The following is a 20,205-nucleotide window of genomic DNA, read 5'->3' on the forward strand; positions in this document are numbered from 1 at the left end:
CATAGTGCTTCATGTTCCCGCTCCTGCTGCCACCGGCTCGCCGGCTTCCCTTCCAGGCTGAGCCTTTCGAGCAGCAACCGCAATCACCCCATCTACAGCATCACCACGAACCAAGCCGCGATCATCGCGCTGCGTCATCAACAGCTATGTCGGCAACCTAGACCGATGCCCAGCGACTCGCTGAACTATCCAAGGTTAGTGCAGTCGCTGGTCAGGAGGACGGACCCCGCTCATACGCGCCAGCTCTTGCTCTAGCTGCTCATTGAAGAGCATCAGCGCTCGAAGCGCACCGCGCAGATCACCGTCACAAGCGGCGACGATCTCATCGACGGCCAGTTCGTATTGATCTAGAGCAGAGTTGATGCGTTGGCGTGGGCATACGAACAACATACAAAGAGAAACCTAAGTTGATCGTGCCAGCCCGTCGGTGATTTCCCCGCGATTCACACCCCGGCAGTGTTACCTCAGCTCGCCGTTAATTTGGGAGCGGCGAAGCAAAACTCGCGGGCGCTGCAGATTTACAACGGGCATTCGAGATACTAAGCTCGTCCATCGAGACAACCGAAATATATTTCATTCTTGTTTCAATATGATCAGCGGGGGCGAAAGATGTTTGATGTCTATCGCAATGACAAGCGCGACTTACTCGTTCTAAGTACAGGCTCTGCCGTACCCATGCTTTGCTCTGCACATAAGTGGCGCAAGAGCAGGAAACGAGTTCTCAAGGTCAGCGACGAAATCAAGTCAGCCGTTCAGGGACAAGGCTATTACGTCCGCAGTCTGCGGGTCACCAAGCAGCGAATGATCGACGTCGAGTAGGTCGCGGGCCGGTGTTCTCCGTTTGCGCAATCTCTGTTCGATCACCACCAATCAAACCGCAATCATCGCGCTGTCCCGCGTCGTCAACCGCTGTGTCGGAAACCTCGCACCGATGCCGGGCGTGTTTCCGGATTACCGGCTCCAACGGTTCGCAACACCGAGACTGGACGCGAGGCTAAGCATGATACGCTGGGGCAATGCCGTCGCCGCCGCGCACAGGCGGGCCGCCGGTCACCAACATCCGCAACACGTCGTCGCCGCAGTGGCGCGGATGGCTGAGGCCCGAGAACCCTGCCTTCGATAACTGGTCTCTCAATCCTCTTATGCCACTTAGACGTCGCTGAACTGAATACTGTCTCTTTCGCAGGCCGCACTGAATGAGGCCCGCGCGTTTGCGTGCTCAAAGCAAAATGCTTTTCCTTTCTCAGTTGCCTCCACCCACCAATCTGATTTCTGATCGCGCGCAATCTGTGCGGCATGTGTCCGCAAGCGATCTAGCTCTCGTCCAGATGCTCTGACGACTATACAATATGTCATTAAGCCCCTATCATGTTGCACACAATCAACCCAACACCGTAATAGAATTCTGCCCTAATCGGGGATGATCCCACGTTCGCGCTTATCCATTAGCACCCGCTCGATGCGCTCGGCTTGTTCCTTGGTCAAATTGACCGCCACACCGGTCCCAACCATTGCCGGTCCCCTACGTTGCCGGTCGTAAACCATCCAGCCCTTCGACCCTTGGCGAACCAAGAACCTGGATGGAGGAGACGCCTTGTCGCGCTCCTTCATTTCTGATCCCGCATGTCGATCATCGGCCATCACCTCAACCCTTCAATGAGCGCCCTCCAGCCGAGCGCATCGTTCGCCGTTAGCAGCGAAGCGCCAAGCGTTGCCAAGTAGTGTGGCACTTCGCAATCGGGACGCGCGTTCATATTGGCGACAAACGACGCGACCGAGTTCCTAAGATCGCCTCGGTCGAGATGATCGAAGGCACGTTGCTTGCATCGCTCGACATATTTGTCGCGCGTCATCTCAATTAACAGGGAACGTTCCATTTCGCCTCCCCCAACCGATGACTGCTTCCAATGGTGGAGTTGGACCGGAGTGGATTTGGCCTGTCTGTTCGAAAGGTGACAAACGGATGCTCTTTTGATCGCAAGTGTGGGAATTAGGACACAGGCACGCATCGCGACCGCACTGTCGGAGCCGGGTAGACCGTGGCACCAAGTCCAAGCCAGATACCCGGGCCGCATTTGTCTATAACGCCTTGGCAGGTTAGCTCGTCGCCCCCTCATCCAACCGCGCCAGCCCAGCCTCGATCGCGACGATATCTTCCTCGATCTGCTGGATTGTTGGCCGGCAATCAAAACCGGTAAGCGCCTTTAGGTCTACGGCCAGCTTCCGGCGCTGCATGCGCAAATTGTCGAGAGCCCTGCGGTCTTGCAGGGTAACGTAACCGTCTACAATGAGTTCGATCGCGTTTGGCATGCCCGAGCGCAGTCCTGTGCTTACCCTGCTAAACCGTTCAAAACGGCATCTCTTCGCAAAGTGTCTCCAGCAGCCGTCAAATGAGACCCTATGGTCAGACCGAGCCGACCTAACGTCAGGAGAGCAAGGGGGGCGCACAGTTCAATGGAAAGACCCGCTCCCAATATCGCAATTGCGCGTTGTTCATCCCTGTCGAGATCGGCCCATGAGATGCCGTCCATGACGCGTCTCCGTCGCAAAGAACTATCTAAAATCCAAACGCATGACCAATTTGCCGCAGCATAGCCATCGCCGCGTACCGACCGTGGGTTAGGTGCTGATCAGCGCCACAACGACCACCGTGAAGACCTTAAACATTGGCCTCTCTTCTGTGAAGGAGATCACCAACCCCGGGGTGCCCAGGTTCAAAACACTTCAGGAATTCCGGGCCGCAAATCGCGACTCATCTGCAATGGCAATATGGTGACAATAACTGGTGACAAAATGCTTAACTAGCGGGGCGCCTCGCGAGGTAGCAGGCAAAAAAGCACCCGAGCGCACCTCTCGCGGCTCGAAATGCAGCGCGCGCGGCCAGACCATACTCGGCCAAGCCCGACCTCCGCGCGCTAATAACCCAGTGACATTAGCGCGCCAGCGATCACTGAGCCGGTGCAGTGATGAAATTTCGCATTCAGTGTCTGTCTAAACTCAATTGCCTCGGCCACTTCGCGGAATTCAAGCAACTCTCCTGTCAATTGACCAAGATGTGCTTTCACCTCCGACGCGGTCGCGCAAAAAAAAATCGCGCCTACGATTCACCTCGTTCACGCGGCAGCCAGACATTAGATCATGCATGCACGACTCGATGCCAACGGCATCGTTGGAGAAGACGAGTGCATGAACGTCCACGGCGCTGCCCTTCCCGAGACTGTTGTTGATTGCGAGTATCAAATGCTGCATCGGGCCGCGTCGGCCTACGAGGTTGCGCGCATCGGCGCGAGACGTCCTCAACTCGCATATTTCAAGTTCACGCCATCAATGAGTTCTACTTCGGCAGCACTCGACTACTATCGGGGGAGGTTTAGCATTACAGTTGCTTTTGTTGCGGGCTTCTGAATCCATGGGCAACCATGATTCGAATGTCGTGGGCGCGGGCCGCGTCGGTTGAGGAGACAAACCGTCATTTGCACTGTTGGACTGCTCGGCCTCGAGATCCAGCAGCCCGATCCGCCCGACCGGCTGCTCCGCATCGGCCATCACCGCACACAACAAATTTTGCAAATGCTGCGTCATACGGTCGATCTGCTCAGGCGCCAAGCGACTTGCATCAAAGTGTCATCGAAAGCTCCCATCCAGAGCGCAAACCTCAAACGTCAGCAAATGGCCCGACGGGACCGCTTCAGAACTCGGGGCGCGAAGCCAGATCACCAGCAGCGAAACAACCGCTTTCAGTAACCGTGACGCCTATGGGCCAGGGCCGGCACGACCGCAGCACCTCCATCATCCGTAATGCCGGGCAACGCGCGATCAGATCCCGCGCGAAGCTATCGTGGGCCCTCAGCTCGGCGCATTCGGCCCCAACCGTCCCGCGCACCGCGCAAATTCATGAGCAAGGTCAATGGTTATTTCCATTGGCACGACAGAAGCGACAAGCATCTCCACCGCCTTCAACCCGGCCCGCGACCCATTCGGTGCGGGTGTCCACCCCAATTGAAGCTCTGATTCACCCGTGATGCGGGCGAGATAGATCCGTAAAGCACACAATTACTCAGTGCGATCAACTGGCGCCAACTCGGCCAAAGCACTAAACAGCGAGGAACTCGACTGTCGTCCGGGGGAAGCCACAGCTTCTGAAAATGACGGGAAGGGGAGCTGCAATGTCTTAAACGGCTCAAGCCGCTGTCGCCAAACTCTCTCGAGGCGCCAACATTTCATGGGCAACAGTTATGCTGCGTGCCTCGTCATCGCTTAGAATCGGGAGGCGATCGCCTTGATCCAGATCGGAGCGCCTTGCAAGTGCGCCCGCGTCCAGAGCCTCACCATCCGAGCTACAGAACCAAACATCAACATCCTCTGTACCTGTCGCTACACGCCAGTGGCTGGGATGGATTTCAAGCAGGCAACCTGCCGGAAAGCCCGAGCGCCGAGGCAGTGGCTCCAAGCACATGACTGTGACAACGTCATTCCCCAGGAGAGCCTTGGGCAAACACAGCGGATTGGAATGATACAGCCCAAACTCTAAGGCGCGCGCCATCGCCGATAGATCTTGCGCGGATCTATCCCATCGCAGAGACCCCGAAGCATCCGTGCGGCGGCCGCCTGGAAAATAGCTTCTGTTCGCTAGCGCCTGCGAACGGGCGGCGAGCGTCCCGTTCGTTAAGCCAGTTAAAAGCTCGCGGAATCCCTCGACTGCGGCTTCATAGTATTTGAGGGTCAGGCTTAACGCGGTGTCGGTGGGTCCAATCAGGACTTGGCGTTGAACCACCAGGTCACCCGTATCAACACCATGATCTATGCGATGCCACGTGATGGCATATTCGGTCTCTTGGGCCAGCAGCGCCCAAGACGTCGCATGCGTCCCAGCATAGCGTGGCAGCGGACCATCGTGGTAGTTGAACGCGCCTCGACGCACGCGTCGAAACACGTCTGCGGGCAATATGAACGGATTGGCAATGGAGAACATCCACTCCACCGGCTCGCTATTGACCAAGGCGGAGAACTCTTCGACATTCGCGACACACAAGATATCGGCGCGAGCAGCCCAATCGCGTAATAGGGCGTCGCCACACAATGCCGCGCCGATGACGTGGCCCATCTTTCTTGCCAGCAGCGCGCACCTGATAGCTAGCATACCAGCACCGACAAAGACGGTAGAGCCGAATGGTACGGCCGCATCTCGTTGTCCAGCCCGTCGCCGGGTTGGCAACGCGATTAGGCCAACCCGCATGAGCCGTGATGTTCGTAACCCATGACAACACCTCCACGCGGGTGATCCGCGTGGCCGCCGCGTTTCAACGGTCCCGCGATCGACTGGTGAACCCCACAGCATCCGCTCGTGAACTGATGGGATCCGCGAGACTTCGCGATTTACGTGGTCGCCCGTCACGCGCCGCAGCGTTTGGCGGAGACGCGCGCTGGCATGCACCGCAGAAGACCGATGAGCCATCTTCACGCTCCAGCCTCTGCTCGAGGTCCACCAACTCTGCTTTGCACCTGGCCACGTCCGATTGAGCGCGAAGAAGCTCAACCTTGAGATCTTCTCGTCGCCTCAATCGTTCTCGAAGGTCCCAACTGTCCTGCATCAGCCCATTGGCCTTTTACGAGCGAACACCGGACTGCGGCCAGCTGTCAGCTTCGTAGGTTGACGTCCACCAGATTGATCATCTTTAACTGCTCGCATCACATCACTTCGAATGTGGTCCGCAGCACCTCTTTGACTGCCAGCATTCGTCCCGTACGGGGTACACAGGGCAATCCCGTCCTCGCCGGCAAACTGAAGCACCGTCAGATGAGAGCCTCGCCATGGAGGCGCGCGCGAGACGCGGCAGCAAGGCGTTTTGAATCAACCGGGCACATTTCATCTGAGCTCTTGGATAGTTGCTGCGAGACCGGCATGGCCGTAACGGACCCCGCATCTCTAGCAACCGACGTGCCAAACGACGTTCTGCGAGCTTTCTTGAAGAAACAATGCGCCTCTCGCCGCGCTGACGAAATACTGCCGTCTCACTGTCGCGTCTGGGACGTCGACGTCTTGAACCAGACACAACTCAACGCAACAACACGGAACGTCATCGGCGACGATCGCTGAAACGAGAAATTGTCCGAGATCACCCTTGCGGTCAGAATTCTCGCCGCCATTTTCGAGTGGCTCGTCATCGCGTGAGAACATCGTGCAATAGACATCACGCTGCCAACTCGCAAGGGCGGGGAGGTTATCCTCTCAGTGAAGAAAGCGATCGGTTTGCTCGACCGATGCAAACCGGGGCAGCCTGACTTTCATGGAAAAAACAGCCGAAACAAAACCGGTATCATCGTGGCGTAATCGACTGCCGAAATGTGTAGATGGCCATCACCTCACGGCCGCACTCAGGGAAACTGCGAAACTCGCGTTGCCAATAGCGCTAACGCAGCTCGGGCAGATCGCGATGATGACAACCGATCTTGCCTACATCGGCCGCATCGGCACCGAGGCCGTTGCCGCGGCGGCGCTCGCGGGCATGGTCTTATCCGTCGTCCTCACCTTGGGATCTGGCGTGGTGTCGGCGGTGGGACCGCTCGCCGCGCAAGCGTGTGGTGCCGCCAACCCGGCTATGGTGCGGCGCTCGCTGCGCATGGGCCTCTGGGCCGCACTCGCCGTGTGGGTGCCAATTATGGCCTTGCCGGTAGGCGGCGAACAAATTGTGCTCGCGCTCGGCCACGGGCCAGCCACAGCACGGCTCGCTCAGCAATATCTGTTCGGACTTGCCTGGGGCGCCTTGCCGGCATTGTGGTTCTTGGCCATCCGCAGTTTCATGACTGCGGTCAACCGGCCCGCGCCAGTTTTATGGATCACACTCGCGGCCATCCCGTTCAATGCGCTGCTAGCCTATCTCTTGATCTTCGGCAAGCTCGGCCTGCCGCGTCTAGAATTGTTCGGGGCGGGCCTTGCGACAACGCTGGTGAACTGTGCGACCTTCTTGGCTGGTTTGTGGTTCGCCACAATGCGTCGTCCTTTCCGTGACTACCGCGTGCTCGCACATCTCTGGCGCTTCGACTGGCCGCTGATGCGGCAGATCTTCGTGGTCGGGACGCCGATCTCGATCGCCATTTTCATGGACTCCGGACTTTTCTCTGCTATGGCGCTCCTGATAGGCGTGATCGGCACCACGGCGGTTGCCGCCCACCAGATCGCGTTCCAGGTCGTCACGATCCTGTTCATGATCCCTTTTTGCATCGGTATGGCGGCGAGCATTCGGGTTGGGCACGCAGTAGGTCGCAATGACGCCTCAGGCGTAACGCGGGCAGGTTTGGCCGCCATGTTGCTCGGGGTCCTGATCGCTGCAATTCTTACGCTTGCGGTGATCGTCGCGCGTTTTGAGATCGCCGCGTTGTTTGTCGGCAAATCGGCCAGCAATGCCGACGCAACGATCGGACTCGCTGCGAAGCTCATCTTGGTTGGCGCGAGCTTCTTTATTACTGATGCGGTGCAGAGCATTGCGGCGGGTGGACTGCGCGGCCTGAAGGACACGCGCGTGCCGCTCCTTTTCGCCGGCATCGCTTATTGGCCGATTGGTTTTTCCCTCAGTTACGTGCTCGGTTCCAAAATCGGCTTAGGCGCCATTGGCATCTGGATTGGCTTATCAATCGGGAAGGCCGTTTGCGCCGCCCTCCTCGTCCTACGTTTCCAGCTTCTGACGAGCAGAGCCGGTTCTACAGAGGCCAGCGATGCTTCAGATCGAGCGCCCGACTCGGGCTAGGAGCCAATACTCCAGTGCCGCGCTCGACGACTGAGGGGGCGAGCTGATCACACGCATAAAAGCTTCTTATCGAAGCCTTGCAAGATCTTCCAACTAGAACAGACGATTGTCTTTCGTTGCACCGGACCGCGACTGTTACCCTACATTTTGCAGGTCAGCATTTGCGAAGGTACGAGACACGGTGCATTGGACGCCTGGAAATCGCAGAGCTAATGCAAGAATGCTCCCACAAATGGGAGATGAACTCCATTTATAGTTCGACTGCCCGGAGCTCATGGGTTTTTCCAAAATCTCCGCCCCGGGCTCGCGTCATGAGGTCGCCGCCGTTGGCTACAACTTCCGGCGTCTCCTCCGGTGGCTCAAGGCGGCCGGCATCCCGCTCGGCGACATCAGCTATCTGATGCACGACACGACGACCGCGACAAACGCCCTGATCGAGCGGAACTACCCGGCCGCAGCGTTCATCACGACAAAGGGCTTCCGCGACACGATCGAGATCGGTCGCCAACACCGAAAATTCTTGTACGACCCCTACCAGTTGAAGCCCGAGCCTCTGATCATTGTCGGCGCATCTCAGAAATCTGAAATTGCCCAATGTTCGAACCGCGTGAACAACTGCTTCAGATATCCGACGTCTCCCGGCGCGCTGGTGTGTCGGTTTCAACGATCCGGGTATGGGAATCCCAGGGACTTCTATCTCCGGCCTAGACGGCTTCGGGCAGACGAGCCTATCGGCAGTCGGACGTCGGGACCGCCATCGTCATCAAGCGCATGCGAACGGTGGCAGGAATGAAGATCCCCGAGATGAAGACCACGCTTGCGTCCATGCCGCGCGACGATGGCGAAGACTCGTCCGTGGAGGAAAGCGAAACGCAGTCCGAATTTGGTGCCGAGCTGCGGCGGCTGCGATTGGCGTGCAAGCTGACGATCAGGGCCGTCGCGGAAGCGCTCGACATCCATGCGTCGCTGTTAGCTTCCGTCGAGAAGACATCGCTCGGGGTCGACATCCCTTTGCTGAAGCGCCTGGCATCGTTTTACGAGGTGACCGCTGGAGCAGATCATGGGCGTCGAGCCGACCGCGCCCGACCGAGAGATCGTTACGCGAGAACAGGGGGCTGCTCCAAGACTGGGTACCTGACTTGCGGGGGAAGTCGACGCCGAGCTCGAGCGGCAGGCCAACTATCAGGATGACGTCAGGCGCGAGGAGCGACGGAGGCGGCGCCAGTAGTTCTGGCGCAAGGTCACCTACCCGATCCGCTGACCGGTCTTCCATCTGCTCGAGCGGGTCCGGCCGCGCAAGGCGCTGAGTGTGCTGCACGACGACGAGATTCCGTTCTGACGAGAGAGAACGACGATGAGCCTAATGAATATGGACATGCTGACGGCAGCCTTCCGTAGTCACACGGCCGGGCAAAACAAATTCATTCGCCGCATGGTTATCGCCCTGGCCGATATGTACGGAACAACCCCGCGCCAGCTGGTGCTTCGCTGCGAGCGATCGGGTTGCTGAAACCGGGCTCGTGGGATTGCTTCGTCGCCAACGGCGGGATCACGGCCGAATAGGTCGAAGAAGTCCGCGCAGGCGCGCGCTCATGATGGGAAAAGCAAAATGGACGTCACATCACGGGTGACCTAGAGGCGGATCTCGTCCGTCGCTGGTACGAGAAGAACCGGGAAGGCTGGTGGGACCGAAACAAGCCGGGGATAATCGGCGCCGATCCCGATCGCGACGGCTCGCACGCAACGAGTTCATGCTCAGATTCATCGGCGAGGTCCGCCGCGTCGGCAGGCTCTCGGATCAAGAATTGGCAGCGGTGGCCGAAATCGAGCCGACATAGCCGGTTTTGTAAGCCGGTGTCTTACTACTAGACGACACTCCCTTAGAGGATCAGATGATCGAGGAACAGACGTTCGATGCTCTGGAGAAATATTTCGGCACCACCGTTCACGGGTGGCCCTGCATCCCGCGGTAGCGCGCGCGGTGGTGGCAACGTCGAGCTCGCCGCGTCGACAGGCTCGTCGATGGCGCCCCGGCCGCGATCGGCCGCGGCCCCTACACAGCGGCGATGGGCCGCGTCTTCTGGGAGCAGGTCAGGTATGGCCAAGACGTCTACGAAGATGCCGGCGGCTATGACCGGCGGTGCTGGTGCGCCGCGTTTGGCCTATCATTCCGAGCTCCAACGCTCACCTACAGCGGCTATATGGCGGCCGGCAATAATCCGGTCTTTCTTGGCCTCGAACTGGCGGCAGGCGGCGATATGCCCGCTCTGTGATGGTACCGGCCCTCGGAGTCGAACCGAGATATCCGCGTTCACAACGCAGCGCTCGAACCATTGAGCTAAACCGGCGGGAGAAGAAGAGATGGCGACGAAAGAGCAGCGCGACGCTTCATCGGATATCATGAAGGCGGTCACCGCGCTGAACAACGCCCTGACCCAAGCCCATCGCGTCGATTTATTCGTCGAGCTCCGGCACAACGCCGGGAGCGGCGGACGCAACGGTGCCTACTACGTCGACAAGATCGAAACCCGCGAAATGGTGCTGCCGTCATGACCATGATCGAAGTGATCCTCGCCGAGTTATATCGGCAGAGCGAAGCCAACAAAGGACCCGGAATCTACGTCGACAGCAGCGATCACCAACGGACGATGATTGATGGTTGGGTCGACCTGATCGCGCTCGTCGAGGCGATCGACAAACATGATACCGGCGCGTGCGTACCCAGCCTCTACCGGATGATGCCATATTCCCAGCAAGCGGGCGGCTATGTCGTTTTCCGGCACTGCTTCGACGTAAGCCGGTGCAGCCTCGGGGAAGGCGCGGGCGCGCATAGGGTGGCCTCATTCGTCACGGAGCAAGAAGCGACGGACTACGGGCATTACCGGAATGGTCCGATCGCGGCACACGGGCCCTGCCAGAGAGATTCGTCGCAGGCGCCGGGGTCGCGCCGGCCTAGTCAGACTTATGGGGTCCAACCCCCACCAAACCGAGGGCCTGCGATGATGGAGACGGGTGACGGAATCGAACCGACGTGATCGCCTTCAAAGTGCTACGTCCTAACCATTGAACGAGCCCGTCAGAATTGGTCCTGCCAGTCGGAGTTTCACCAACGAAGTCCAGCCGTGAAAGGGCCGTGGCCTTGATCCCAGCAGATGGCAGGGAGGATGAAGCAGACGCCGACACGTTCAAGCCCATGCGCGAGATTGTGCCGAGCGTCGTGGATCGGTTTGCGGACGCATTCCGGGACGACCGCAGCCAGGACGATCTATTCGGTTGGTCGCGACGTGCAGAAATTGCCAAGCGCGTTCAATTTCATGAACAATGTCCGGCCTTTTCCGGTACTCGGAGGACGTGTTCGAAGCGCGCATGAAGGACATCTATGACGACTGCATGGAGTTCGTCTGACCGAGAATGGCAGGCCTTACAACGCTGCGAACGAGGAGCACAACCCCTACTTCTTTACCCTGAGAACGTCATCGAGCGCGTCAAGCAGCTTACTCCTTCAATTTCCTTGACGGCGCCTGGCTGCGCAACGTGCATCGCATGGGACCGATGGATGAGGTGAACTCGACGCTGTTCTCGATCTTCAACGAAGAACTCGGCGACGGCGAGGTCTCGCAGAAATCACGCAAACGTCTACCGCGACCCTTGCCATCCTTTGGCTTCTATCCGGCGCCGTGGCGAGTACCGCGTTCGCCTTCGATCCCAGTTCCTGGATGCCGCCTTCGAGAGCGCCACATTTCAGCTCGGAATTTCAGAGTTTCCGAGCCTGTACTACCCCGAAATCATTGGCATGACGCTCTGGCTGGAATGGACTGCGCTCGAATTGCACCGAGCTGCCTCGATCCTCGAGAATGTCGGCCTCAGTTCCAAGTTTCATCGTCTCCACATCCTATCGAAAATGCCGAGGACGGACATGCAGGACAGATCCTTCGAGCGGTGAAGATCTATCTCCACAACGTCATGCTGCATCGCGGAGACGAGGCGGTGCAGGCGCAATGGTTTTGCATCTGGGATGGCTACGTCGCTTACGCCCTCACCTTCGCCATCCTCATGCAGCAGATCATCCATGTCCTCAGAGAGCCGCGCACCATCGAAGACCAGTTGCTCCAGTTGATCAGCGCGAGATCTACGGACAATATAACCACGGTACCAAAAAAATGGGCGGCGCACCGATCAACCAGTTCTTCAACGATCCGAAAGCGTTCCTCACTGGCCTGATCGAACATGGCTATATCGTGCCCGGCGATCCCGACGGAGGCCGCTTCTTCAAACTGCTCGAGTTTAAAGGCGCCATGTTCCGTGTATTCACCGAGGCCGAGATCAAGCTGTGGCGCGACTGGGTGCAGGACGAAGCACCATCTTTCAAGCAGCGTGACCGACAGCGGCCCAAATCCCTAGAAGAACGCCGCGTCGATGAGGCATGCCGCACCAAATTCAAATTCGTAGCGCAGATCGCCGGTGAGCGGTTTGGAAGCCTGAGACAAACCGCGTCGCCGCGGCGGGTGTTTCTTTGGCTTGACGGTATCGACAAGGCGCATCGCGCAGGAAACGGAAGCGCAAACGGAGCCTCGCCTCACAAGGAGCTGGACCAGGCCCGCGCAGTAATCACGAAATACGATACCTGGCTTGCCTGGGCGATGGTGCGCTCCGTCTATCACACGATGACTCCACTGCGCGTCACTGATCGACAGTCCGGGCAGGACAATCTCGTGAGGGCCCGATTGGGCATTCGGGACGCATCCGACTTTTCGAGGCCGTCGGGCGCTTTCTGCACTTTCCCAAGGCGAAGCTCAATAGTTGAGCGAATGGCGAAGTGCTGTCCGAGTTGGAGGCCAGTCCGTTCGGTCAACTATTCGACGCAGTTCCCCCGGGCTGCGATGGCAACACCATTCGCACGTTGTTGTCGGCCTGGATCGGACAACGCATGCCACTGCCGAACATCGCCGACGAGAACCCAAAAGCGCTGCGGCTGGAAGCGACCGTCGAGGAGGAGGAGTTTCATCCAACAGGTATCGCTCTCGGATATGGTGCAGTTCATTAGGACGGGCACGTGGTGGTTCAGCCGATCAAGACACTCAGATCAGCTTACTTACTTTGCTAGAAAAGACGGAGAACAAGACGAGGTGCAATGGATCGGTGTCCAGTTGCCGGGCGGAATTGAAAAGCTCGCCGCCAGCATCCGTCTCCGCAATCCCGACCAGACTCCGACGGAGCAATCGCTACCGGCGTGCCACCGGCGAGAAAGAATGGTAATTAAAGGATCGATTGACACGACAGGCAATCTGCCCGATCTGAAACATTCTTCGCGTAAGCACCGCGTAAGCAGATCTCGGAGAGCGGCAGAGCAGTATCGGGTAGCGCAGGCACCCTTTCGGTGCTCGCCCGCCCGATACGCACAGCGCGAAGCTACAGCGCGTTAGGCGTTTGCAATGGAAGGCTCAATTGAAGGCGTCCGAAACCGACAATTCCGTAACACTCTCTGCTTGGCTGCCTCTCGACCGTCTTTGTGGGAGGTGATCTAATATCTGGGAAGCCGAGACAGAGTTTGCGAGCGTTGAAACGGCCACAGCCGGTCAGCTGGGCACGTCGTTTGTGTCTCAGTGATTGCCGTTCGGATCTTATCGGGCTTGATTACATGATCCGCTAATATTCTTGTCCGGCCGACGATGGCTACCGGGACGATGGAGTGCCGCTTAACGCCCTTGGAGATTTCGCGATGATCGGTGGGAGTAAGGGCAACGGGCGCAGCTTATGCACTGTATAGACATAGCTCGGCTTGCGGATGCTTGGTTCTTCTGCGAGTGAGCGCAGATGTAATGCAATGATGTCGGAGTAAATGTGAATTGATGCAGTCGGCAGACTTTTTGCGGACGCAAGCGCTTCATTCATCGCAAAGAGATGTGCTGGAAAGGTTTACAGAGATTGCTCCACCAGGAGGTCTTACCTTCCCAGGCTCTGCAGCATGCTTGAGATTGAGCTCATGCTGCCACGTTTTGGCGTGGCCCCCCCTTAGAATGGTCGTCTTGCTTTGTAGGCAAGCTAAACTGGAACACCGCTCCCCGTGGTTCATTCGCGGTCACCCATAACCGTCCCCCGTGCGCCTCGATGATCGAACGACAGATGACCAACCCCATTCCCATCCCGTCCGGCTTGGTGGTGTAAAACGCCTCGAAGAGGCGGTTCTCGATGTTTGGGTCCACGCCTGGCCCGGTATCCCGCACAGATACCAGCGCGCGATCAGAGGCGTCGCTTGAAGTGCTAATCGTGAGCTCCTTGACGCCGTTTGCAAGAGAGCTCATCGCGTCCACGGCGTTCATAATTAGATTAAGAATCACTTGTTGCAGTTGGATGCGATCGCCTTCCACAAGTGGTAAATCCTTCGCGAAATCTTTCTGCAGAAGAAGTCCGTGCTCGAGGACTTCGCTCCGAGTGAGGGTGATCACATCAAGGACAGCGCGATTGAGGTCGATGCTATCCTTGCGTGGCGGTGCCTTCTTCAGAAGTCCGTGAATTCGGCTAACGACCTCCCCGGCTCGTGCTCCATCGTCAGCGATCAGATCCAGGGATTGACGGACCCGCTGAAGATTGGGGTGATCGGCATCGAGCCAGCGCAAAGCTGCTTGGGCGTTCATGACGACCGCAGCGATTGGCTGGTTGACCTCGTGGGCAATTGAGGCCGTGAGTTGCCCCATGGTCGCGACGCGGTTGGCATGCGCAAGCTTCGCCTGCGCCAATCGCAAGGCTTCGGACGCCAACGCATAGTCTGTAAGATCGTGAAAGATCGAAAGGATGGCTTCCACCCGATCCGACTTGGAGTACAGGGGTGAATGGCTTATCGCGATATATCGTTGAGTATCAGGGTACGTGAACCAGTCGGCATATCTGACCTCTTCTCCTGCGAAACACCGGTCCTGTTTCGGCTTGACCGTCTGCTCAAAAACCGTGTTTCCCAAGACATCGGCCACGTGCATCCCGATCACATCCTTGGCCGATTTTCCTGTCATATGTTCGAAGACCGGATTAACGCGTCGGTACCGGTAGTCCCGCCCAATGATGCAGATTGCATCAGGGCAACGTTCGAAAACCAGCTGCGTCAGATGCTCGGCCCGTTTGAGATCGGTAACGTCCTGGACCACTCCGAAGAGGCTAAGAGGTCTGCCGGATGCGTCCCTAGTCAGGTCGGCCTGGCTGCTGACAAACCGCACCTCGCCATCGAGTCTGACTAACCGACAATTGAGAATAAAGCGAGGACCGCCGCGTAGCGTCTGGGCTATCGCTGAGCGCCAGATCGCACGGTCCTCCGGATGTAGCCGCTCGGTCACCTCCTCAATCGTAATGGTTCCCTCACGCGGCGCCAGATCGAAGATACGAGATGCTTCGTCCGAAAAGGTGATCCGGTCTGTTCCGAGATCGCCTTCCCAGTAGCCGACATGGGCAATGCGTTGCGTTTCTTCGAAGAGCTCCCCTCTGCGACGTATTTCCTTGGGCACCTCTTTAACGACGGGCGGAGGAGCGTGACGGACTAGTCGATGCCACAACATGATTGTCCCCTCCACACCATCGCGCACTAGAAGACGGGTAACCGATCTTACGGCCCTTCACGTCGTAGAGGAGTTGCAATCCCGTCGTGGATCCTCAACCTTCAGGTACATCCCGGCTTGGGCGAATAAGCCGTGCCATCGACCTTGCAGCTAACGCCAAACAGCACAGAGTGGAATTATAGCTAGGTAATTCAAAATGTTCAATCTCGCGCTCAGCGTTTACAGAGAATGCTCGTCCGTTGATAACTCTGGATCGCGAACGCGTCGGTTGCAGCGCACAAGGCGATACCTGACTCGGGGCAACTTCATCACGGCTTCGCTCCGCAGTTCCTGACGCCGCTCACAGTTCGCAGGCAAGAGCCGGACTGCGGAATTTGATCGATCGAGGGCTGCCGGCAAGCACCATCGCGCGAACTCCACGACGACCGTTAGCTTGCAGCGAAATCGTCGGTAGGCTGCATCGCAGCCAAAAATCTATTTTGCAGGAACGCAAGGTCCAGCAGCCTCTTCCTAATGAACGAGGGCGCATCGTCTGCCAGATTCCGGATGATCCGGACCCGGTCCTTCAAGAATCGTTCATCCACGAAAACACCCATCGCCCTAACTTCGATATTTCTGAGAGCGCAAGTCGTTAGACTGTTGGCTCACCCTGCGGAAAAGACAACGCAAGTATCACATTATCGATAGCCGGGGTCGAGCAGATATACGCCGGCGCACAGCAGGGGTGTCTCCGCGGCGATTTGGTCTTGCTGATCATCAGGTTGCACTGACTGTTCCTACGCAAGGGACATTTCGCTTGTCGACCGTTGTGCGATAGGCATCTCATGTCAGTCTCAAGGTTGCAAGAAAGCGGCTCAGTTCTGCCTGCAGCGCAGAACTGCTCGTGGATAACGCCCGCGCCGATTGCAGGACATCACTTGCAGCCGTATCCGTGCTCGCGGCGCCATAGGCGACCTGGCTCATTCCGCTGGCAACCTCCGAGGTTCGGGCGACGGTCTGCTGGATGTTCTGCGCGATCTCGCGCGTTGCCAGGAGCTGCTGTTCGACAGACTCCGACACAGCTCCTGAAATCCGCGAGATGCGGTCGATCGTTGCACTAATCGAGACGATTTCGTTCACCGATTGGCGGGCGACCGACTGCATCGAGCCGATTTGCGCGGCAATCTCCGAGGTGGCATAAGAAGTCTGATCCGCCAGAGCCTTGACTTCCTGCGCGACCACCGCAAAGCCGGTGCCGTATTCGCCCGCACGTGCCGCTTCAATCGTTGCGTTGAGGGCAAGCAGGTTGGTTTGGCGTGCCACTTTCGCAATAAGCCGAACGACGTCGCCGATCCGTTCGGCCGCTTCAGTGAGCTCGGACATCTGCCTGTCAGTCCGCGCCGCCTGTCGGACCGCCTCCAGCGCAATTTTCGAGGATTCCTGCACCTGCCGCCCAATTTCGGAGGCGGAGGTCATCATCTGCTCCGTCGCGGCAGCAATGAGCTGGATATTGGAAGAGGCGCTGTCGGATGCTGTCGAGATGTGGCTCGAAACGCCGGTCGTGTGCTTGGCAGATTGGGCAAGGCCAAGAGCCGCGCATTCAAGCTGGCAAGAGGCGTCAGCCACCGTCTGTATGACGTTACCGACGGCCGCCTCGAAGGCATCAGCAAGCCGCACGAGCTCCGCGCGGCTTCGCTCGCCCTGCAGGCAGTCGCGCTCCAACTGTTCGGCAACGTCGCGCTGAGCCTTCTGGTGCATGCCGTGCTTAAAGTCTTCGACCGCTCGTGCCATGTCCCCGATCTCGTCTTTGCGGTCAAGCCCCGGCAGAACAATCGCGAACTGACCGGCACCAAGCTGACGCATGGCCGCCGTCATTCGAGAAATGGCATCACCAATGCGATGGCCAAACAGCAGGGCAAAGGTCGCGACCATGCCCATCGCGCCAGTAACCAGCCAAAATAAGAGATCGCGGGCGTTTGTCGCCCGCAAGCCAGCCGCTGCGCTTCGGCGATCGGCTTCTGCGATCGCCCGTGCCAATGCCGGTCGATGGCTGCCATAAACCTTTGCAATATCCTCCATCTCGTCGTTCAGCGATTGTTGCACGAACGTGAAGGCAGAAAAGCCGGCTTGATAGGACTTAAGAAGACCCTCAAGTTCCGTCCGAATGGCCGAGGAAACATCTGAGGTGGCCAGCAGCCTGGCGAACTCGGCGCCAGACTTGTCGAAATCCTGCCCGTATTTCTCGTCGCCGTGCAGCATGAAATCTTTCTCGTGCCCACGCATTGTCTCCATGAGCGCGGTCATCCTTGGCTGGTCCAGCTCAGCAAGCCGCTGTTGCAGCTGAAGCTCGGCCGCGCGGAGCCCGCCCTGAAGCCCCTGGTCGCCGTTGAAACCAAGCGCGCGCTCGGTCGAGACGATGTTTTGAAAGCGCGCGGCGTGGAGGTCGATCCCGCTGCGCAATCCGGAGGAGCTCTTGAGAGGGTCGCCCTCGGGCAATTGGGCCGCAGAGGCTTCGATATCGCCGAGCAGCGTCACTTCTTGCTTGAGCAGCTCGGCATGACGCTCGATCATTGCCTCGTCACGCCGGCGCAGGAATTCGGTCGTCACATGTTGCGATTCCAGAAAGCTCTGCGAGAGCGCCGCAAACCGGTCACGAAAGCGAGCGGCCTCGTCCGCATCACGCTGGACCTGCGCTGCGTAGTTCAGCCCGACCAGACAGACCGCACCGGTCGCAATGACCGCGACAATGCCAAGCAGGCCGATCTTAACGCGTAATGAGGCACCGAATCCCGGGCTGGCAGGCAGCTTGAGCAAGCGCCACGATGAGGTGCGCTTGAAGGAGAGCGCGCGAAGTGTGAGAGGTGAGAACAATGCTTTCTTTCCTACTAGATGGCGCATGGCTTTGCCAAGCCTGCGGCCGATTGGAAAACTCGTAAGACTCAAGACAGTCACTCAATGTACAAAAACCGGCCGCTGCGGTTGTCGGCAGCGGCCCAGCCAAGTCTAGGGCGAATTGGCAGACATACTGGTCTACCAGCGGATCGGGTGTATCGAGCTCGCAAGGAAACGCATCAGCGCGAGGGCACAGGCTAGATTGGAGCAGTTCATTCGTGTGGCTCGGTTAGCGACTGCGATATCGGCCCGCAGCGGTGGCAGGCGAAAGAAAGACGAAGCTGTTACGGAAACAGTCCGCGTGTTTCCTTGGCACCGCGAACACGCTCGCCCCTATCGCCATGGCTGCGGTGCGATTGAACAACTTTTCACGTTTGCTTCGCGCCAGGACACGATCGAATGCACGATCCAGGAGCTGATACTCGCGGCGCATGACTTCCTCCTCCTCCCAGAACAATCGCTGAAGGTCCTGCACCCATTCAAAGTAACTGACGACAACACCTCCCGAATTGCAGAGAATATCGGGAATGACGAACACCTCGTCCTGGCGTCCCTCCAGGATTCTATCGGCTTCCGGTGTGGTGGGTCCGATGGCGCCTTCGGCAAGGATCCGGCAGCGCAGCCTACCCGCCATTTCGGCGTCGATGACCCGTTCGACGGCGGCCGGAACAAGCACGTCGCACGGCAGGGTCAAGATCTCTGCGGGGTCAAGAGCAAGCTCGTTGGAGTAACCGTCAAGGCTCCCTTGCGACGCTGCGTGCCGGACCAGTTGGGGTATGTCGAGACCCCTAGGCCGGTAGAGCGCCCCGGTGTGATCGCTGACCGCAATCACCTTCACTCCCATGTTGTGCAGCTCGAGCGCGGCAATCGAACCGACATTTCCAAATCCTTGAACGACGGCCGTCGAGCCATTGAGGCGGATTTTGAGCTCGTCCGCAGCGCGCCTGACCAAATGAGCCACACCCCGGCCTGTCGCTTCACGACGACCGAGCGTTCCACCGGCGCTGACCGGCTTGCCCGTCACGATCTCGGTGACGGTCTGGCCCTGATACATCGAGTATGTGTCCATGAACCAGGCCATGATCTGTTCGTTTGTCCCGAGGTCTGGAGCCATAACATCGGTGTGCGGCCCAACAAATGGAATCATTTCCTGCATATAGCGGCGCGAAAGCGCCTCAAGCTCGGGCTTCGACAAGGTCGAGGGGTCGACGTTGATTCCGCCCTTGGCCCCGCCATACGGCAACCCGACCAGAGCACACGTCCAGCTCATCCAAATGGCAAGCGCTGCAACTTCGCCAAGGTCAACTGTTGGCGCGAACCTGGTGCCACCCTTTGTCGGGCCAAGCGTCAAATGATGCTGAACCCGGTAGCCCTCGAAAACCGCAGTGGTGCCATCATCACGGTGAATCGGGCACGACACTGTGACAGATCGCTTCGGCAGCAACAGGCGCGGTCTCGCGTCATCCGGTATGCTCAGATAGTTCGCGATCACCTCGAATTGCTTTACGGCCATCTCAAACACTGGCCACGGTATGCAGTCACGCTAGCTCCTCAAGCTGAATATGAAACATTGAATGCTCATGCATCGGGACGCTTCGTGCTCTGAAGCGTGATGCGAATTCCAGAGGCGGACATAGTCGCCTTCACCGCAAGAGCGCATCTTGTGCTCACGCCCAGAACAAGACCAATCCAACGAAAGCGAGATTGACGAGGGCGGCCACGATCGCCAGCAACCAAGTCGTCGCAGGCGAAAGGTCAGGAGCATCTTGCGGTTCAGGGATCACAAGGGGCGGGGGCGGCATCTGAATGTCTCCTGGGTTGCAGCGGATCGAGCAAGCGAGATGAAAACGCCTCACGGCTGTCAGGGGGAGCCGATTGATAAGCCCCGTCGCGCCGGCGCCGGGGTTGTGCAACAATCGATACGCCCCGAACCATATTGAGCCCCTTGCGGCTACATCGCCTTGACGATGTTCTCGGTGACCTTCTTGGCGTCGCCGAGCAGCATCATGGTGTTGTCGCGATAGAACAGCGGATTGTCGATGCCG

Annotated in this window: 17 protein-coding genes, 1 tRNA gene and 2 pseudogenes; 10 read left to right on the forward strand and 10 right to left on the reverse strand. The window is 58.3% G+C overall.

Going from position 1 to position 20,205, the window contains the following annotated elements; genetic code table 11:
* Positions 1–195: 195 nt before the first annotated feature.
* Positions 196–390, reverse strand: a complete 195-nt coding sequence (locus ABIB91_RS40415) for a hypothetical protein (protein ID WP_354172627.1) — start codon at positions 388–390, stop codon at positions 196–198.
* Between the two features lie 219 nt (positions 391–609).
* Between ABIB91_RS40415 and ABIB91_RS40420 the strand changes: the two genes are divergently transcribed.
* Entirely contained in the window at positions 610–819 is a 210-nt protein-coding gene (locus tag ABIB91_RS40420; RefSeq protein ID WP_354128581.1) for a hypothetical protein, read from the forward strand.
* A gap of 22 nt (positions 820–841) precedes the next feature.
* Positions 842–1,109, forward strand: a pseudogene (locus ABIB91_RS41910) (SOS response-associated peptidase); the annotation flags it as partial.
* Positions 1,110–1,410: 301 nt separating this feature from the next.
* Here ABIB91_RS41910 and ABIB91_RS40430 read toward each other — a convergent pair.
* The 3 genes from ABIB91_RS40430 to ABIB91_RS40440 all read right to left on the reverse strand — a co-directional run bounded on the left by ABIB91_RS40430 (position 1,411) and on the right by ABIB91_RS40440 (position 2,310).
* On the reverse strand, positions 1,411–1,641 hold the full coding sequence (locus tag ABIB91_RS40430) for a hypothetical protein (RefSeq protein ID WP_354128582.1): 231 nt from the start codon (positions 1,639–1,641) through the stop codon (positions 1,411–1,413).
* On the reverse strand, positions 1,641–1,877 hold the full coding sequence (locus ABIB91_RS40435) for a hypothetical protein (protein WP_354172630.1): 237 nt from the start codon (positions 1,875–1,877) through the stop codon (positions 1,641–1,643). Before ABIB91_RS40435 ends, ABIB91_RS40430 begins: the two co-directional genes overlap by 1 nt.
* Positions 1,878–2,097: 220 nt before the next feature.
* Entirely contained in the window at positions 2,098–2,310 is a 213-nt protein-coding gene (locus tag ABIB91_RS40440; RefSeq protein ID WP_354128584.1) for a hypothetical protein, read from the reverse strand.
* Positions 2,311–3,138: 828 nt separating this feature from the next.
* On the opposite strand from ABIB91_RS40440, the gene ABIB91_RS40445 reads away from it, so the two are divergent.
* Positions 3,139–3,405 (forward strand): hypothetical protein, encoded by a 267-nt coding sequence (locus ABIB91_RS40445; protein ID WP_354128585.1) that lies wholly within the window; start codon positions 3,139–3,141, stop codon positions 3,403–3,405.
* Positions 3,406–4,180: 775 nt separating this feature from the next.
* Here the strand turns inward: ABIB91_RS40445 and ABIB91_RS40450 are convergent.
* Positions 4,181–5,104, reverse strand: a complete 924-nt coding sequence (locus ABIB91_RS40450; RefSeq protein ID WP_354172633.1) for a formyltransferase family protein — start codon at positions 5,102–5,104, stop codon at positions 4,181–4,183.
* A gap of 1,183 nt (positions 5,105–6,287) precedes the next feature.
* Between ABIB91_RS40450 and ABIB91_RS40455 the strand changes: the two genes are divergently transcribed.
* From ABIB91_RS40455 to ABIB91_RS40470, 3 genes are all read left to right on the forward strand, one after another.
* On the forward strand, positions 6,288–7,745 hold the full coding sequence (locus ABIB91_RS40455; protein WP_354172635.1) for an MATE family efflux transporter: 1,458 nt from the start codon (positions 6,288–6,290) through the stop codon (positions 7,743–7,745).
* Between the two features lie 274 nt (positions 7,746–8,019).
* Entirely contained in the window at positions 8,020–8,538 is a 519-nt protein-coding gene (locus ABIB91_RS41915; protein WP_502917093.1) for a hydantoinase/oxoprolinase N-terminal domain-containing protein, read from the forward strand.
* The gene (locus tag ABIB91_RS40470) at positions 8,535–8,936 is read left to right on the forward strand and encodes a helix-turn-helix domain-containing protein (RefSeq protein ID WP_354172637.1); all 402 of its coding nucleotides are present in this window, start codon (positions 8,535–8,537) and stop codon (positions 8,934–8,936) included. Before ABIB91_RS41915 ends, ABIB91_RS40470 begins: the two co-directional genes overlap by 4 nt.
* 1,082 nt (positions 8,937–10,018) lie before the next feature.
* Here the strand turns inward: ABIB91_RS40470 and ABIB91_RS40475 are convergent.
* A tRNA-His gene (locus tag ABIB91_RS40475) sits at positions 10,019–10,093 on the reverse strand.
* Positions 10,094–10,106: 13 nt separating this feature from the next.
* Between ABIB91_RS40475 and ABIB91_RS40480 the strand changes: the two genes are divergently transcribed.
* The 4 genes from ABIB91_RS40480 (at position 10,107) to ABIB91_RS40495 (ending at position 12,789) form a co-directional block, all read left to right on the forward strand.
* Positions 10,107–10,298, forward strand: a complete 192-nt coding sequence (locus ABIB91_RS40480) for a hypothetical protein (RefSeq protein WP_354172639.1) — start codon at positions 10,107–10,109, stop codon at positions 10,296–10,298.
* A complete protein-coding gene (locus ABIB91_RS40485) occupies positions 10,295–10,780 on the forward strand; it encodes a hypothetical protein (protein ID WP_354172641.1) in 486 nt (161 codons plus the stop codon). The genes ABIB91_RS40480 and ABIB91_RS40485 overlap by 4 nt, the downstream gene beginning before the upstream one ends.
* A 904-nt stretch (positions 10,781–11,684) precedes the next feature.
* On the forward strand, positions 11,685–11,966 hold the full coding sequence (locus tag ABIB91_RS40490) for a hypothetical protein (protein WP_354172643.1): 282 nt from the start codon (positions 11,685–11,687) through the stop codon (positions 11,964–11,966).
* Positions 11,967–12,561: 595 nt separating this feature from the next.
* Positions 12,562–12,789 carry a hypothetical protein gene (locus ABIB91_RS40495; RefSeq protein ID WP_354172645.1) on the forward strand — a complete coding sequence of 76 codons (228 nt, stop codon included), beginning with the start codon at positions 12,562–12,564 and terminating at the stop codon, positions 12,787–12,789.
* A 937-nt stretch (positions 12,790–13,726) separates the two neighbouring features.
* Here the strand turns inward: ABIB91_RS40495 and ABIB91_RS40500 are convergent.
* The 4 genes and pseudogenes from ABIB91_RS40500 to ABIB91_RS40515 all read right to left on the reverse strand — a co-directional run.
* A complete protein-coding gene (locus ABIB91_RS40500; protein ID WP_354172646.1) occupies positions 13,727–15,289 on the reverse strand; it encodes a PAS domain-containing sensor histidine kinase in 1,563 nt (520 codons plus the stop codon).
* Between the two features lie 822 nt (positions 15,290–16,111).
* Positions 16,112–18,139, reverse strand: coding sequence for a methyl-accepting chemotaxis protein (locus tag ABIB91_RS40505; RefSeq protein ID WP_354172648.1), 2,028 nt, complete (start codon positions 18,137–18,139; stop codon positions 16,112–16,114).
* Positions 18,140–18,444: 305 nt separating this feature from the next.
* Positions 18,445–19,673: pseudogene (locus tag ABIB91_RS40510) on the reverse strand (Glu/Leu/Phe/Val family dehydrogenase).
* A 438-nt stretch (positions 19,674–20,111) separates the two neighbouring features.
* Positions 20,112–20,205 (reverse strand): NAD(P)(+) transhydrogenase (Re/Si-specific) subunit beta (locus ABIB91_RS40515; RefSeq protein ID WP_354160523.1); only part of this gene is annotated, 94 nt, incomplete at its 5' end.

It is taken from the genome of Bradyrhizobium sp. JR4.3, from assembly GCF_040547695.1.
Lineage (GTDB): Bacteria > Pseudomonadota > Alphaproteobacteria > Rhizobiales > Xanthobacteraceae > Bradyrhizobium > Bradyrhizobium canariense.